Genomic DNA, 13236 nt, shown 5'->3' with positions numbered 1-13236 from the left:
GCGAATACCCGGATCACCTCGGCGAACTGGTCGGGTTCGCCGACCTCGCAGCACCCACACGCGGCCGCGGTTGCCCGCCCGCCCTGCCTCCGCCCGACCACAACACGACGCCCAACCAGCCACACCGCGCTGCCTGCTCGACCACCACGCGGCCCCAACCGGTCGCCATGCCCCAACATCCTGCTGACCGGGACGACCGGTACTCCATCCCGCACCACCCCGGCAGGGTGGAACTATGCCGAGGCCGCGTCTCGGTGCCCGGATGCCCCGGCCCGCGCGGCGCTCGTGACCCACGCCCGCCGGAGTGCGGCGGCGTGTCGCGCATCGTGAATCCGAAGGAGTGCCATGACGACCGGAGTGCAGCGCCCCGCACCGCCCGTTGCCGAGCTGGACGGCGCGTGCGCGCTGGGACGCGACAGCATCGGCGGTAAGGCGCACAGCGTCGATCGGATGCGCGCCCTCGGGCTGCCGGTTCCGCCCGCGTTCGTCGTCACCACGGCCGGCTGGGCGGACTTCCGCGCGACTGGCGTTGTGGGAGAACATATCTGGGCTGGCGTGCGCGAGGGGATCGCCGCGTTGGAGCGCGGCACCGGGCGCCGGTTCGGCGACGCGCACCGTCCGCTGCTGGTGTCGGTGCGGTCCGGCGCGGCGGTGAGCATGCCCGGCATGATGGACACGGTCCTCAATCTGGGCGTGAACGACGGCGCCGAGCGGGTGCTGGCCGCCGAGACCCGCGACCCCCGGTACGCCGCCGACACCCACCGCCGCTTCCTGGCGCAGTTCCGCGAGATCGTGCTGGGCGATCCGGCGGGTCCCGTCCCCGCCGACCCGTGGGAGCAGTTGCGGGCCGCGATCGCGGCGGTGTTCCGTTCCTGGGATTCCCCGCGCGCCCGCACCTATCGCCGCGCCAAGGGCATCGCCGACGATCTCGGCACGGCGGTCACGGTGCAGGCCATGGTGTTCGGCAATCTCGACACCCGCTCCGGCACCGGCGTGCTGTTCAGCCGCGACCCGAACACGGGCGTGCGCCGCGTATTCGGCGAGTGGCTGCCCGGCGGCCAGGGCGAGGACGTCGTCTCCGGCCGGATCACCCCGCGCCCGCTGGACGACCTCGCCGCCGCCCTGCCCGACGTGCACGCACGCCTGCTCGCCGCCGCCGACACACTCGAACGCGACGGCCGCGACATGCAGGACATCGAGTTCACCGTGGAGTCCGGCGCCCTGTGGCTGCTCCAGGCCCGCCCGGCGAAGCGCTCGGCTCGCGCCGCCGTGCGCACCGCCGTGGCGATGGTGAGCGAAGGGCTCATCGACGCGCCGACCGCGCTGCGGCGCGTGGAGGCCGACCACGTGCGCGCGGTGTTGCGCCCGGCAACGGGCGAGACGACCACACCGCCGATCGCGCGCGGCGAGGCGGCCTGTCCGGGCCTGGCGACCGGCGTGGTGGTCACGGACTCCGACGAGGCCGAAAGACGCGCCGCCGCAGGCGAACCCGTAATCCTCGCGCGGCCCACCACCAGCCCCGACGACCTGCACGGCATGATCGCCGCCCGCGCGGTGGTGACCGAACTGGGTGGCGCCACCTCGCACGCCGCGCTGGTGAGCCGCGAACTCGGCCGCCCGTGTGTGGTCGGCTGCGGCACCGGCACGGTCGTGGCCCTGGCGGGCCGCCTGGTGACCGTGGACGGCGGCGCGGGCGCGGTGTGGGCGGGTGAGATCGCCGGAAAGCCCGTCGCGCGCGACGTTCTGGACGACATCGACATCCTCGCGCGATGGGCGGGAGTGGACCCCGACCGGCTGGCGGACGCCCTCGAAGCACCCAATTCCGGTTCTGCCACAATGATTTCCACTGCAACCAATGGACACGCGGCCGGGCCCGTCACCGACCTCGCGGTGCTCCGCCTCATCGGCATCAAGGGCCGGGTGGGCACCACCGCGCTCGCCGACAGCCTCGCCGCCGACCACGCCGATGTCGCCACCCGCTGCGCCGCTTTCCTCGACGACGGCCGCTGCGCGGGCACGCCGACGGCGCTGCGCCTCACCCCGCACGGCCGGAACATCCTCGCCGACCTCTTGATTCGCGAACGCGACACCGTCGACCGCGACGCCCTCACCGCGGCCTACGACGAATTCTGCGCCGCCAACGCCGAACTCAAGGAGATCATCACCGCCTGGCAGATGAAGGACGCCGCCACCGTGAACGATCACACCGACGCCGCCTACGACGCCGCCGTCCTGGCCCGCCTCACCGCCGTCCACCACCGGATCGCCCCGCTGGTCCGGCGGCTCGGCGCGCTGGCCCCGCGCCTGGCCCGCTACGCCGGGCGCCTCGACCACGCCGTCGCCCGCATCGAGGCGGGCGACCACACGTGGGTGGCCCGGCCGATCACCGACAGCTATCACACCGTCTGGTTCGAACTGCACGAAGACCTCATCGGCCTGTGCGGGCTGGATCGCGCCGCCGAGGCCGCCGCAGGCCGAGCCCACTGATCCGGCCATGACGACCCACACCGCAAGCCGCTGGCTCGAATTCGCCGAGATCGACAATGTGCGCGACCTCGGCGGTCTCCCCGTCCACGGCGGCGCCACCACGCGCTTCGGCACGGTCTACCGCGCCAGCACCCCGCAGCACCTCACCGCCGCGGACCTGGACCGGCTGGTCGGCGAGATCGGATTGCGCACCCTGCTCGATCTGCGCAATCCCGACGAGGTCGAGCGCGAGGGCTACGGACTGCTCACCACCACCTCGGTCCGGCTGGTGAACCTGCCGGTGCGCAAGGCCGCACGCGTCACCGCCACACCCACCGACCTCGTCCCGGACGGGGTGCACTACGACCTGGCCGCCCTCTATCGCGAACTCCTCTCCGGCAGTGTCGATTCCGTGCTCGCGGCGGTGCGCCTGATCATCGCGCCGGAGACGCCGGCGCTCGTCTTCCACTGTGCGGCGGGCAAAGACCGGACCGGCGTGCTGGCGGCCGTCCTGTTGGACGCCGTCGGTGTGCCCGCCGAGGCGATCGCGGCGGACTACGCGCTGTCCGGCGAGCGGATGCCGCGCGTGCGCGCCCGGCTCGACGCGCTCCCCTCCTACCGCGGCCTGCCGCCGGTCCGCACCGGCATCCTCGCCGTCGACCCCGCCGTGATGCTCCGATTCCTCGCCGAATTGCGCGCCGAGCACGGCGGTGCGGCGGGGTGGCTGCGCGCCCACGGACTCACCGGGACCGAGCTGACCGCGCTGCGCCGCGTCCTGGTGCACGGCTGACGCACCCCGCGCTTCGCCGGGAGCCCTCCGGCGTGTCAGGATGCTGGAGGCGAATCGTGAGGAGGGCGCCGATGGCGACAGTGACCCTGACACAGCAGAACTTTCAGCAGGTCGTGAGTGCGAACCACATCGTGCTGGTCGACTGGTGGGCGGGCTGGTGCGGCCCGTGCCGTCATTTCGCGCCGGTGTACGAGGCGTCCTCGGAACTGCATCCGGAGATCGTGCACGGCAAGGTCGACACCGAGGCCGAGACCGCCCTCACCGCGAGCGCGCAGGTGGACCGGTTCCCGACGCTCATGGCGTTCCGCGAGGGCCTGCTGGTGTTCAACCAGGCCGGCTTCCTGCCCGCGGCGGATCTCGAGGAGGTGGTCCAGCAGGTGCGCTGGCTGGACATGGACGAGGTGCGCAGGCAGATGACCGGGCTGTTGCAGGCCGAGGCGCAGGGGCAGCCCGCCGCCCCCTCGGCGCCGCCGCGCACGGCCGGACCGGCGCACGGCCCGGCCCGCTACGGCTGGCCGGGTCTCTGATCCGTCCGCACCGGAATCCTCACCGCGCCAACGGATCCTCGTCGAATCCGGCGAGGAGATCATCGGCGCGCGCCAGCGCCTGATCCATGCTCGCGCCGAGATCGTCCAGCAGCGACAGCCCGCCCAGCATCCCGGACAGTTCGCCCCGCATTCGCTCCAGTTCGGCGATGTCCGGATCCACCGGCGCCCAGACCACGCCCGCGCGCCACCCCTCGGCGTCGTCCAGCCAGCCGCACAGCACGTCGCGCACCAGGCAGTGGTCGGTCGTGTAGAACTCGAGTCGGTCGCCCTCGCACCGGCGGTGCTCCACCTGGTACATGCCGTCGGGCAGGCGCCGGGCCGTGATCACCTCCCGCCCGCGGGCGAGCTCCAGCCACGGCCCGCGCGGCGCCGCCCCCGGTTCGCCCCCGTCGTTCGGCACATCACCCATCGAGCCAGTATCACCCGTCGGCGACCGAAACCCGCCACCACCCTCGGATCCGCGGAGCCGCGCTCAGTCCGAGAGCAGGGTCACCGTGCCCGCGGCGCCGTCGACGCGCACCTTCTGCCCGTCGCGCAGCCGGGCGCTGGCGGTCTTGGTGTCGACCACGCACGGGATGCCGAACTCGCGGGCGACGATGGCCGCGTGCGAGGCCGACCCGCCGATATCGGTGACCACGGCGGCGGCGTAGGCGAACATGGCGGTGTGGCCGGTGTCGGTGACCGACGCGACCAGAACGTCGCCCGGTTCGATGTCGTCGTCCAGGGAGAGCACGAGTTTCACCGTGCCCTCCACCACGCCCGCGGACACGCCGATCCCGCCGAGGCTCTCGCCGGCGTCCAGCGCACCCGCCGCGGGCACCGGCTCCCACCGCCCGGTGATCACGTCCGGCATCCGGATCGCCCGCAGCCGTTCGCGCTCCGCGCGGCGGCGGCGCGCCCGCTCGGCCACATCCGCTGGGGGAACGAAGATTTCGTCCAGAGTCAGGTAGTGCACGTCGGTGGCGTCGGGCAGCACCGTGGCGCGCACCAGGCGCTCGCCGCGCTCGCGCACCGCCCCGCGCAGGCAGTGGGTGATCCGGACGACGGCGTCGCGCGCCCGCTCCCGCGCCACGGTCGCCCCGGCCGCCATCCGCGCCGTGCGGCTGGTCGCGGGCTCGGCCGGCGGGCGCTGCGGTGCGGGCAGTTGCGCGGCCCGCGCGGCGGCCGTGACCAGCAGAGCGGGCCGGTCGCCGAAGGTCGGATTGCTCAGTTCGCATTCGCCGGGCCCGCGGTGCCCGACCGTGGCCAGCTCCGCGTCCAGCGCGGCCGCGAACGCCGGTGACGCGGCCCGCGCGCCGTCCACGTCGCCCTCGCGCGCCCGGTCGTAGAGCGCGCTGTCGGCCCGGCACAGCGCCGCCAGGCGTTCCACCGCCAGCATGGGTTTCGCCGATTCGAGGCGGCTCAGGTCGATCGGCACCTCGCCCGCGTCCTTGCCGCGCGCGTGCACGGCGGTGGCGGCGCCGGTCATCATGACGCCGATCGAGGCCGCCTGCCACGCCTGGTGCAGCCGGTCGCGCCAGAGCAGCGCCCGCACGTGCAGTTGTTCGTCGGTGAGGGCCGCGATCCGCTCGGACGGCAGCGCTTCGGCGCGCGCGGCGGCGTTGATCGCCTCGGCCGTCGCGGCGTAGCGCCGGGCCGTGGCCAGCACCCGGGCGGTCGCGCGCCAGGTCGCCGCCGTGCCGGCCAGGCCCGTGGGCATCGGCGGTTTCCCGTGCGGTTGCAGGGCGATCTCGGCGGGAATGTTCCCGTAGGCGTCGCGGCGGATGCTCTCCTCGTCCCAGCCGGGCATGTTCTCGGCGGCGAGGACGCCGATCGAGGCGTTGATGTAGATGTGGTGCCCGAGCACGGTGGTGACGCGACTCGTCCAGTGTTCCAACGCGATACCGTCCAGGGCGATCATGGTGCCCATGGCCTCGTTGGCGAGCCGGATGGCGCCGGCGTGCAGGTCGATGGTGAGCGGGGTCATCGGGCCGGGCAGCGCCTCGGAGGTGTTGGTGGCGGTGTGCACCGGGTAGCGCGGGTCGACGCGATCGTCGAACTCGCCCTCCAGCCTCTCGGGCGCGACGTCGACCAGCTGGTGCCCGTCCGAGGTGGCCGCGCGGGCGGGAATCACGTGCGCGGGCAACGGGATCGCACCGCGCCGCGTTCGGAACGCCCCGCCGGCCGGGGCACGGCCGACCAGACCGCGCACCAGATCAGCCGCCGCCTCCCCCGCGTTCCATCCGCAGCGGAAACCCCATTCCTCCCGCGCGGCAGCCGGATCCAGCACCGGCCTGGTTCCCGACCACCCCGGCGCCCACGCCGAATAGCGAACACCGGCCCCGCGCAACAGAATCCGCAGCTGGCCCTTCGTGATCACACCGGGCGCGGCCAGCTCGACCTCCCCCACGCGGGGTGCGGTCACCGCCGCCACCAGGAACCGGTCCAGATCGTCGGCGTGCAGCAGCTGGAACTCGGCGGTCGGCGACCCCGCGCCCAGGATCGGCTCCAGCGCCCGCCGCGTCTGGTGACCCACCCGGCGACCGACGACCGGCGCCGTGCGGATCAGCAGGACATCCGCACCGCAGCTCCGGACGGCTTGCGCCACCGCGGATTCCGCGATGCCGGACCACCGCGCGCCCGCCACCACCGGAACGATCAGGTGCGCACCGGCTTCCCGCGCCGCCACGCCGATAGCGGACACATCGGGACCCGCGAGGTGCAGGACGGCGTCGCAACCGGCCGCCGCGCGCGTGCACACCGCCCGGTCGGTGGGGTCACCCGCGACGAACTCGACGCGCGGATCGACGTGCCGGTGCCACCGGCGGTCGAGGCCGATCACCCGGTGGCCGGCGGCCAGCAGCATGCGCGCGGGCGCGGGACCGCCCGGCTCGGTGATTCCGGTGATCAGAACCCGCATCGACATCTCTCCTCACTACCCGGGCGCGAACGTGACGCCGTTCACACACCATTCCCAGCGGCGCGCCCGCGCAACCGCCGCAGTCCCACTCACCGGGAGGCATCGATCGACCACCGGGACCACCGGTATCCGTGAGGCACGCCGGCCACCACGCTGACGGCATGAGCGAACGGACCGAGGGCACCTCCTGCCGGCGGGACTCCCCCGAGACCGCCGCCCGTTCCAGCGCGACATGAACGTATGGGTCGTGGTGGACGAGCAGGCGTTCGAGGAAGTCCCCGAACAGCAGCGCTGGGGTGTGCGCCCCACCCACGTCGCGGAGACCGCCGAGGAACTGGAACGGTTGATCGGCACTCCCCCGGGCGCGCTCGCCGCCACCCTCACCCGCTACAACGAATTCGCCTCGCGCGCCGAGGATCCGGACTTCCACAAGGCCGCCCGCCGGCTGCGTCCCCTGCGAGATCCGCTGGCCGCGATCGACGTGCGCACCGGGATGCGCCCGCCCGCAGAATCGGGCGACCGGCGCGGCACCGGGGCCTCGGTGTTCACCCTCGGCGGCCTGCACGGCGAGGGCTACATCAGCGGCACCTCGCTGGGCGAGGGCACCTACTTCGGCAGGCGCGCGGGACGCGCCGCCGCTCGCACCGCCTGACCCGCCATCCGATACACAGGAGGACACCCACATGACCAACAAGGTGCTCGACCGGGTCGAAGACCTGTCGCCCGCGCTGCGGGACCGCGCCGCCGGTACCGACCGGGACCGGCGGGTGCCCGCCGCGAGCATCGCCGAGCTCACCGAGGCCGGCGTGTTCCGCATGCTGCAACCGTCGCGCTTCGGCGGTGACGAGTCCTCGCCGGTCGCGTTCTACGAGGTGATCCGGGCGATCGCGGCGGCGTGCCCGTCCACCGGGTGGGTGTCGTCGGTGCTCGGCGTGCATCCGTGGCAGCTGGCGCTGTTCCCGCTGCGCGCGCAGGAGGACGTGTGGGGCGAGGACCCCGACACCCTCATCTCCTCGTCGTACGCGCCCACCGGCACGCTCACCCCGGTCGAGGGCGGCTACGAGGTGACCGGGCGCTGGAGCTTCTCCTCCGGCTGCGATCACGCGCGCTGGGCGTTCCTCGGCGCGCTCGCGCCCGACGAGAACGGCACGCCCAGCGACTATCTCACGATCCTGGTGCCGCGCGCGGACTACGCGATCGACGACGTGTGGCACGTGGTCGGCCTGTCCGGCACCGGCAGCAACGACATCGTCATCGAGCGCGCGTTCGTGCCGCACCACCGCGCCTACAGCGCCACCGAGCAGTCGCAGTTGCGCGGGCCGGGCCAGGAGGCCAATCCCGCTGCGCTGTACCGGATTCCGTTCGCCGGGGTGTTCTCCAACACCATCACCGCGCCCATCATCGGCGCCGCGCAGGGCGCCTACCGGGCGCACATCGAGCGGATGCGCGAACGGGTCCGTTTGTCCTACGGCGGGCAGAAGGTGGCCGAGGATGCGTTCGCGCACGTGCGGGTCGCGCGCGCCGCCTCCGAGATCGACGCCGCGATCCTGCAAATGGAACGCAATATCACCGAGCAGTTGCGCTATGCCGAAGCGGGCGAGCCGATTCCGGACGAAGTGCGCCTGCGCACCCGCCGCGACCAGGTGCGCGGCACCGAGCGCGCCATCGCCGCGATCGAGCTGCTGTTCGACAACTCCGGCGGGCACAGCATCCGCACGCCGAACCCGATCGAACGGCACTGGCGCGACGCGCACGCGGGCAGCGTGCACGTCATCAACGACGTGGAGCGCGCGCTGGCGATGTACGGGCGGGGCGAATTCGGGCTCGCCGTCGAAGACCGGATGGTGTGACGGTGGCGCCTACCGAGACCGGCACCGCGCGCCACGTGCGCGCCGACGGACTGGATCTGCGCTACCACGAGGCGGGTTCGGGTCCGCCGCTGGTGCTGCTGCACGGCTCCGGCCCCGGCGTGTCGGGCTGGGCGAATTTCGGCGCGAACTTGCCCGCGCTGGCCGCGCGCTTCCGCTGCCTGATCCTGGATCAGCCCGGTTTCGGCGACAGCGCGCGGCCCGCCGTCTACGACCGCAACTATCTGCGCATCGCCGCCGACGCGGTGCTAGCTCTGCTCGACGCGCTCGAGGTGCCCCGCGCGCATCTGCTGGGGAACTCGATGGGCGGCGCGGTGGCCACCCTCGTTGCCCTCGAGCACGGCGACCGCGTGGACCGGCTGGTGCTCATGGCGCCGGGCGGGGTCGGCGCGAATGTGCTGGGACCCGAACCGTCCGAAGGGATTCGCCGGCTACTGGACTTCCTGGCCGACCCCGGCCCCGACCGCGTGCGGGACTGGTTGCGCACCATGGTGTCCGATCCGGCGACGCTCACCGAGGATCTGGTGCGCACCCGGCTGGCCGCCGCGACCGATCCCGCCGCCGTCGCCGCGCTGCGCGACGCGTACGCGACCTTCGCCGATCCCGCTCTCGCCGAACGGGTTCCACTGTGGGCGCGGTTGCGCGGACTCCGGCACGAAGTGCTGCTGCTGTGGGGGCGCGACGACCGGGTGACGCCGCCCGAGGGCGCGCTGCTGCCCTCCCGCCAGCTGCCCAACGCCGACCTGCGGTATTTCGGCCGCTGCGGGCACTGGGTGCAGATCGAGCGCAAAGCCGCGTTCGAACGGGCGGTCCTGGACTTCCTGACCCACGGCCACGGCTGACCCACGAAACGCACCGAAAACGGGGCGCGCCGGAGCGGTGGCGGGCGCTAGCCTGCGCATATGACGTGGATCGCTCCGGATGTCGAACGGACCCATGCTCCGTTCGTCGCCGACGAACGCCCGATGCTGCAGGGGTGGCTCGATCAGCACCGCCGCACCCTGCTGTGGAAATGCGCGGGGCTGGACGCCGACACCCTACGCCTGCGCCCGCTCGTGCCGTCCACCCTCTCGCTGCTCGGGCTCGTCCGCCACCTCAGCGAGGTCGAGCGCGGCTGGTTCCGCATCGCCGCCGCCGGGCAGCCGCTCGACTATCTCTACTGCGACGAGGCGAACCCGGACGGCGATTTCGACGACATCGCCGACGCCGACCCGGCCGAGGCGTTCGAGGTCTACCACCGGGAGGTGGCGGCCGCCGACGCGTCCGTCGCGGACCTGCCGCTGGACCACACCTTCGAATTCCGCGGCGTGCGGTTCGGCCTGCGCTGGGTGTACGCGCACATGATCGAGGAGTACGCGCGCCACAACGGGCACGCCGACCTGGTGCGCGAACACATCGACGGCCGCACCGGCCGCTGAGCGCTCAGCGCAGGTGATCGGCCACCCAGCCGGCGATCCCGGCGCGGGAGCCGAAGCCGAGTTTGGTCATGATGTGGTCGACGTGGCTCTCGGCCGTGCGCACCGAGATCACCAGCTCGGCGGCGATGCGCTTGTTGCTGTAGCCGGCGGCCACCAGCCGCGCCACATCCTTCTCGCGGCGCGTGAGCACCTCGGCCGCACCGGGTTTCGGCTCGGGCGCGGCGGGCTCGTCGCCCAGCGCGTACGCCACGGCGGCCTCCGTGCCGAGTGCCGCGCCACGCTCGAACGCGGCGCGGAAGGCACTGTCCCCCATGGCTTCCCGTACCTCGTCGGACACCTTGTCGCCGACCACCTGGGTCATCGCGTGTGCGAGGCGCTGGGTGCTGCCGCGCCGGATCGTGGTCGCCGCGCCCATCAACCGAGCCGCGCGCTCGTGCGCGCCCGCCGACGCGGCGACCCAGGCCAGGCCGTCCAGACCCGACGCCGTCCACACGCACCGGTCGAACCGGCGGAACAGTTCCACCGCCCGCCGCAGGTCCGCGGCCGCTTCGAGCAGCTCACCGCGCCGCCAGCGGTCGGTGCCGGTCGCCCAGTACGCCAGCCCGCCCAGCAGGTGCGAATCGTGCGCGGCGGTCCTGGCGGCGAGTTCGGTGGCGATGGCCGACGCACGCTCGTCGTCGAGCACCAGCGCACACACGTAGGCGAACGCGTAGCACTCCATCTCGGTGCCGTGGTGCGCCACCTCCCGCGCGCGGTCCGCTCCGGTCAGCGCGATCTCCAGCGCCCGGCGCGGATCGTCGCCGAACGTCAGCAGCGCCGACAGCAGCGTGGCCTCCACCAGCACCTGGGCGGCATCGAGTTCCGTTGCCAGCTCGACGCATTCGCGCGCGTAGTGGGTCGCCATCCCGATATCGGAGAGCATGGCCGCGATCACCGAGGCGGCGGCCAGGGCGCGCGCCCGGTCCACGGTGGGCGCGCGGTCCTTGTCCAGCGCGTCGAGCAGCCAGCGGTAGCCCTCGAGCAGGAACCGGTAGTGCTCCCAGAACGGGCGCAGTTCGGTGGCGATCTCCAGCGCCCGGTGCGCGCCCTCCGGATCGGCGAGCGAGAAGCGCAGGGCCGCACGCATATTGGCGTGCTCGGTGGTGACATCGCGGAACCACCGCACGTCCTCGCCACCCCAGTAGGCGGCGCGGCCGCGGCGGGCGATCGCGTGGTAGTGGTCGCGGTGGCGGATGCGGACGGCGCGTTCGTCCCCGGCGTCGCGCAGCCGGGCCAGCGCGAACTGGCGCAGCGGTTCCAGCATGGTGTAGCGGCCGCCTTGGTCGTGCCGGTGGCCGAGGACGGACTTCTCGACCAGTCCGGTGAGGGCGTCGACCAGCGCGCCGGGCGGGTCCACCCGGCACACCGCCTCGGCGGCATCCAGGTCGAAACCGCCCGCGAAAACAGCCAATTGGGCCCACAGGCGCTGCTCGTCGGGGGTGCACAGGTCGTAGCTCCAGCGGATCGCCGCCTCCAGCGTCTGCTGGCGGCGCGGGGCGGTGCGCAGCCCTGTGGTGAGCAGGCGCATCGCGTCGTCCAGCCGGGCCAGCACCTGCTCGGGCGTGAACATCCGCAGCCGCAGCGCGGCCAGTTCCAAAGCGAGTGGAATCCCCTCCAGCCGCCGGGTGATCGCGGCGAGGGTGGCCCGATTCTCCGGTGTGACAACGAAATCCGGGTTCGCGGCGGCGGCGCGGTCGATCAGCAGGCGCAACGCCTCGGCCTCGCCGAGGATCTCGCCGGTGTGCTCGTCCACCTCCGGCACCGGCAGCGGCGCGACCGGCACGACCTGTTCGCCGTCCACGCCGAGGGGTTCGCGGCTCGTCGCGAGCACCCGCACGTGCGCGGTCGCGGGGATCAGCTTGCTCACCAGCGCCGCGCAGGCGTCGATGAGGTGTTCGCAGTTGTCGAGCACGATCAGCAGGTGCCGGTCCGCGAGATAGTCGATGAGCCCGGCCAGGGGCGCGCTCGTGTCGTCGCGCACGCCGAGCGCCTGCGCCACGCTCAACGCGACCAACTCCCCCTCGCTGACGTGCGCGACCTCGACCAGCCACACACCGTCCGGGAACGCGCGGCGCACCACCTCCCCGACTCGCCGCGACAGCCGCGTCTTGCCCACGCCGCCGGGCCCGGTCAGGGTGACCACCCGCGCACTCCCCAGCAGCCGCTTGGCCGATGCGACCTCGTCCCCGCGTCCGACGAAGCTCGTCACCTCGACGGGAAGGTTCCCGGTACCACGCCGCACCACGCCGAATACTTTCGCACGGCCATGCCGCACGGCGGGCGTTTTACCGACAATCGGCCGTTTCGGAAACCGGTTCCGCCACATCGGGAGCACGACCGTCCGGCGAGCACCCCCGGCTCAGGACTCTCCGGCCGCCGCCCGCGCGTCCCGCGCTTCGGCCTCGGCCAGTGCGCGCAAGGTCCGCAGTTGTTTGCGCATCATGATCACGTCGCCGGCTACCAGCAGCCGCGCGGCGAACGCGGGTGCGGCGCACCGGACCCGGACCGCCAGACGCGTGCCGCCGCCCTCGGCCCGCACCGCGTACGTGACGCAGATGCCGTCGCCCGACACGAGGGTGAGGTGGCGCCCGAGCACGAACGATTCCAGCGTGAACAGCCGCATGAACCGCTGCCCCACCGCGAGTTCGGTGAGTTCCGGGTCACGGCGGCGCGGACTGCGGCGGCCCAGATTGTTGAGCAGGTCGTAGCTGTAGGGCGCGACCCGCAGCTGGCACAGCCAGCCGAACACGAGCGCGGGCGGGGCGTCGATGCTGATGGCGCGGTCCGCCGCGAACGCGCCGGGCAGTACCCGGTCACACGGCAGCGGCGTCTCGCACTCGGCTTCGGTGGCGCCCCAGACCTGTCCGGGCGTCATGCCGCGGCCGCGATCTTCCGCAGCATCCACCGCACCACCAGGACGTGGCCGCCGGTGCCGATCACCAACGCGCGGTACACCTTTCCGTGCGGACCCGGGAACTCGGCGCGGGTGATCGCGCGCACCGTGGTGCGGCCGGGCCCGTGCTCGTCGAGTTCGAAGATCAGCTGATAGCGGGAGAACCAGTGCCGCCCGTGCAGCGCCAGGCGGCTCGGTTCCTCGGCGGATTCGACCGCGAAGCCGGTCATCGCGCCGGACGGGTTCGCGGGGTCGGTCCCCGCGACACGACACACCGCTTTCCAGGCCCGGTCCCGATTCGCGTCGACTTCTCTG

General features: G+C 73.1%; 11 protein-coding genes and 1 pseudogene. 7 read left to right on the top strand and 5 right to left on the bottom strand.

All coding sequences use genetic code 11. From position 1 onward, the window contains the following. The first annotated feature begins 345 nt into the window (after positions 1 to 345). The 3 genes and pseudogenes from DFR74_RS06270 to DFR74_RS06260 all read left to right on the top strand — a co-directional run. The gene (locus tag DFR74_RS06270) at positions 346 to 2487 is read left to right on the top strand and encodes a pyruvate, phosphate dikinase (RefSeq protein ID WP_067502500.1); all 2142 of its coding nucleotides are present in this window, start codon (positions 346 to 348) and stop codon (positions 2485 to 2487) included. 7 nt (positions 2488 to 2494) lie between these two features. Next, positions 2495 to 3256, top strand: a complete 762-nt coding sequence (locus DFR74_RS06265; protein ID WP_067502503.1) for a tyrosine-protein phosphatase — start codon at positions 2495 to 2497, stop codon at positions 3254 to 3256. Between the two features lie 71 nt (positions 3257 to 3327). Beyond that, positions 3328 to 3672 (top strand): annotated as a pseudogene (locus tag DFR74_RS06260) (thioredoxin family protein); the annotation flags it as partial. A 130-nt stretch (positions 3673 to 3802) separates the two neighbouring features. Here DFR74_RS06260 and DFR74_RS06255 read toward each other — a convergent pair. Together DFR74_RS06255 and DFR74_RS06250 are read right to left on the bottom strand one after the other, a co-directional pair. Next, positions 3803 to 4213 carry a hypothetical protein gene (locus DFR74_RS06255; RefSeq protein ID WP_067502508.1) on the bottom strand — a complete coding sequence of 137 codons (411 nt, stop codon included), beginning with the start codon at positions 4211 to 4213 and terminating at the stop codon, positions 3803 to 3805. 63 nt (positions 4214 to 4276) lie between these two features. Continuing rightward, a complete protein-coding gene (locus DFR74_RS06250) occupies positions 4277 to 6703 on the bottom strand; it encodes a PEP-utilizing enzyme (protein ID WP_170160710.1) in 2427 nt (808 codons plus the stop codon). Between the two features lie 232 nt (positions 6704 to 6935). Between DFR74_RS06250 and DFR74_RS06245 the strand changes: the two genes are divergently transcribed. The 4 genes from DFR74_RS06245 to DFR74_RS06230 are packed head-to-tail and all read left to right on the top strand — an operon-like array spanning position 6936 to position 9989. Further along, positions 6936 to 7355 (top strand): hypothetical protein, encoded by a 420-nt coding sequence (locus tag DFR74_RS06245; protein ID WP_067502515.1) that lies wholly within the window; start codon positions 6936 to 6938, stop codon positions 7353 to 7355. 31 nt (positions 7356 to 7386) lie between these two features. Next, entirely contained in the window at positions 7387 to 8553 is a 1167-nt protein-coding gene (hsaA, locus tag DFR74_RS06240; protein ID WP_067502518.1) for a 3-hydroxy-9,10-secoandrosta-1,3,5(10)-triene-9,17-dione monooxygenase oxygenase subunit, read from the top strand. A gap of 2 nt (positions 8554 to 8555) precedes the next feature. After that, positions 8556 to 9413: an alpha/beta fold hydrolase gene (locus tag DFR74_RS06235; protein ID WP_067502614.1), complete on the top strand. Its 858-nt coding sequence runs from the start codon at positions 8556 to 8558 to the stop codon at positions 9411 to 9413. A gap of 60 nt (positions 9414 to 9473) precedes the next feature. After that, entirely contained in the window at positions 9474 to 9989 is a 516-nt protein-coding gene (locus DFR74_RS06230) for a DinB family protein (RefSeq protein WP_067502521.1), read from the top strand. A 4-nt stretch (positions 9990 to 9993) separates the two neighbouring features. On the opposite strand, the gene DFR74_RS06225 is transcribed toward DFR74_RS06230, so the two are convergent. The 3 genes from DFR74_RS06225 to DFR74_RS06215 form a co-directional block, all read right to left on the bottom strand. After that, positions 9994 to 12273 carry an ATP-binding protein gene (locus DFR74_RS06225; RefSeq protein WP_232331602.1) on the bottom strand — a complete coding sequence of 760 codons (2280 nt, stop codon included), beginning with the start codon at positions 12271 to 12273 and terminating at the stop codon, positions 9994 to 9996. A gap of 114 nt (positions 12274 to 12387) precedes the next feature. Then, entirely contained in the window at positions 12388 to 12933 is a 546-nt protein-coding gene (locus tag DFR74_RS06220; protein WP_232331604.1) for a hypothetical protein, read from the bottom strand. Continuing rightward, on the bottom strand, positions 12900 to 13151 hold the full coding sequence (locus DFR74_RS06215; protein WP_228788433.1) for a hypothetical protein: 252 nt from the start codon (positions 13149 to 13151) through the stop codon (positions 12900 to 12902). The genes DFR74_RS06220 and DFR74_RS06215 overlap by 34 nt, the downstream gene beginning before the upstream one ends. Positions 13152 to 13236: the final 85 nt, after the last annotated feature.

This window comes from Nocardia puris (assembly GCF_003315035.1).
GTDB classification, from domain to species: domain Bacteria; phylum Actinomycetota; class Actinomycetes; order Mycobacteriales; family Mycobacteriaceae; genus Nocardia; species Nocardia puris.
Note: the sequence above shows the minus strand (reverse complement) of the source record. Positions and strands in the feature narration are given on the sequence as shown.

Excerpts from the sequence above, each read along its gene's own strand:
- DFR74_RS06270 (WP_067502500.1), top strand. The coding sequence starts at position 346 with ATGACGACCGGAGTGCAGCGCCCCGCACCGCCCGTTGCCGAGCTGGAC.
- DFR74_RS06265 (WP_067502503.1), top strand. The coding sequence starts at position 2,495 with ATGACGACCCACACCGCAAGCCGCTGGCTCGAATTCGCCGAGATCGAC.
- DFR74_RS06255 (WP_067502508.1), bottom strand. The coding sequence starts at position 4,213 with ATGGGTGATGTGCCGAACGACGGGGGCGAACCGGGGGCGGCGCCGCGC.
- DFR74_RS06250 (WP_170160710.1), bottom strand. The coding sequence starts at position 6,703 with ATGCGGGTTCTGATCACCGGAATCACCGAGCCGGGCGGTCCCGCGCCC.
- DFR74_RS06245 (WP_067502515.1), top strand. The coding sequence starts at position 6,936 with ATGAACGTATGGGTCGTGGTGGACGAGCAGGCGTTCGAGGAAGTCCCC.
- hsaA (WP_067502518.1), top strand. The coding sequence starts at position 7,387 with ATGACCAACAAGGTGCTCGACCGGGTCGAAGACCTGTCGCCCGCGCTG.
- DFR74_RS06230 (WP_067502521.1), top strand. The coding sequence starts at position 9,474 with ATGACGTGGATCGCTCCGGATGTCGAACGGACCCATGCTCCGTTCGTC.
- DFR74_RS06215 (WP_228788433.1), bottom strand. The coding sequence starts at position 13,151 with ATGACCGGCTTCGCGGTCGAATCCGCCGAGGAACCGAGCCGCCTGGCG.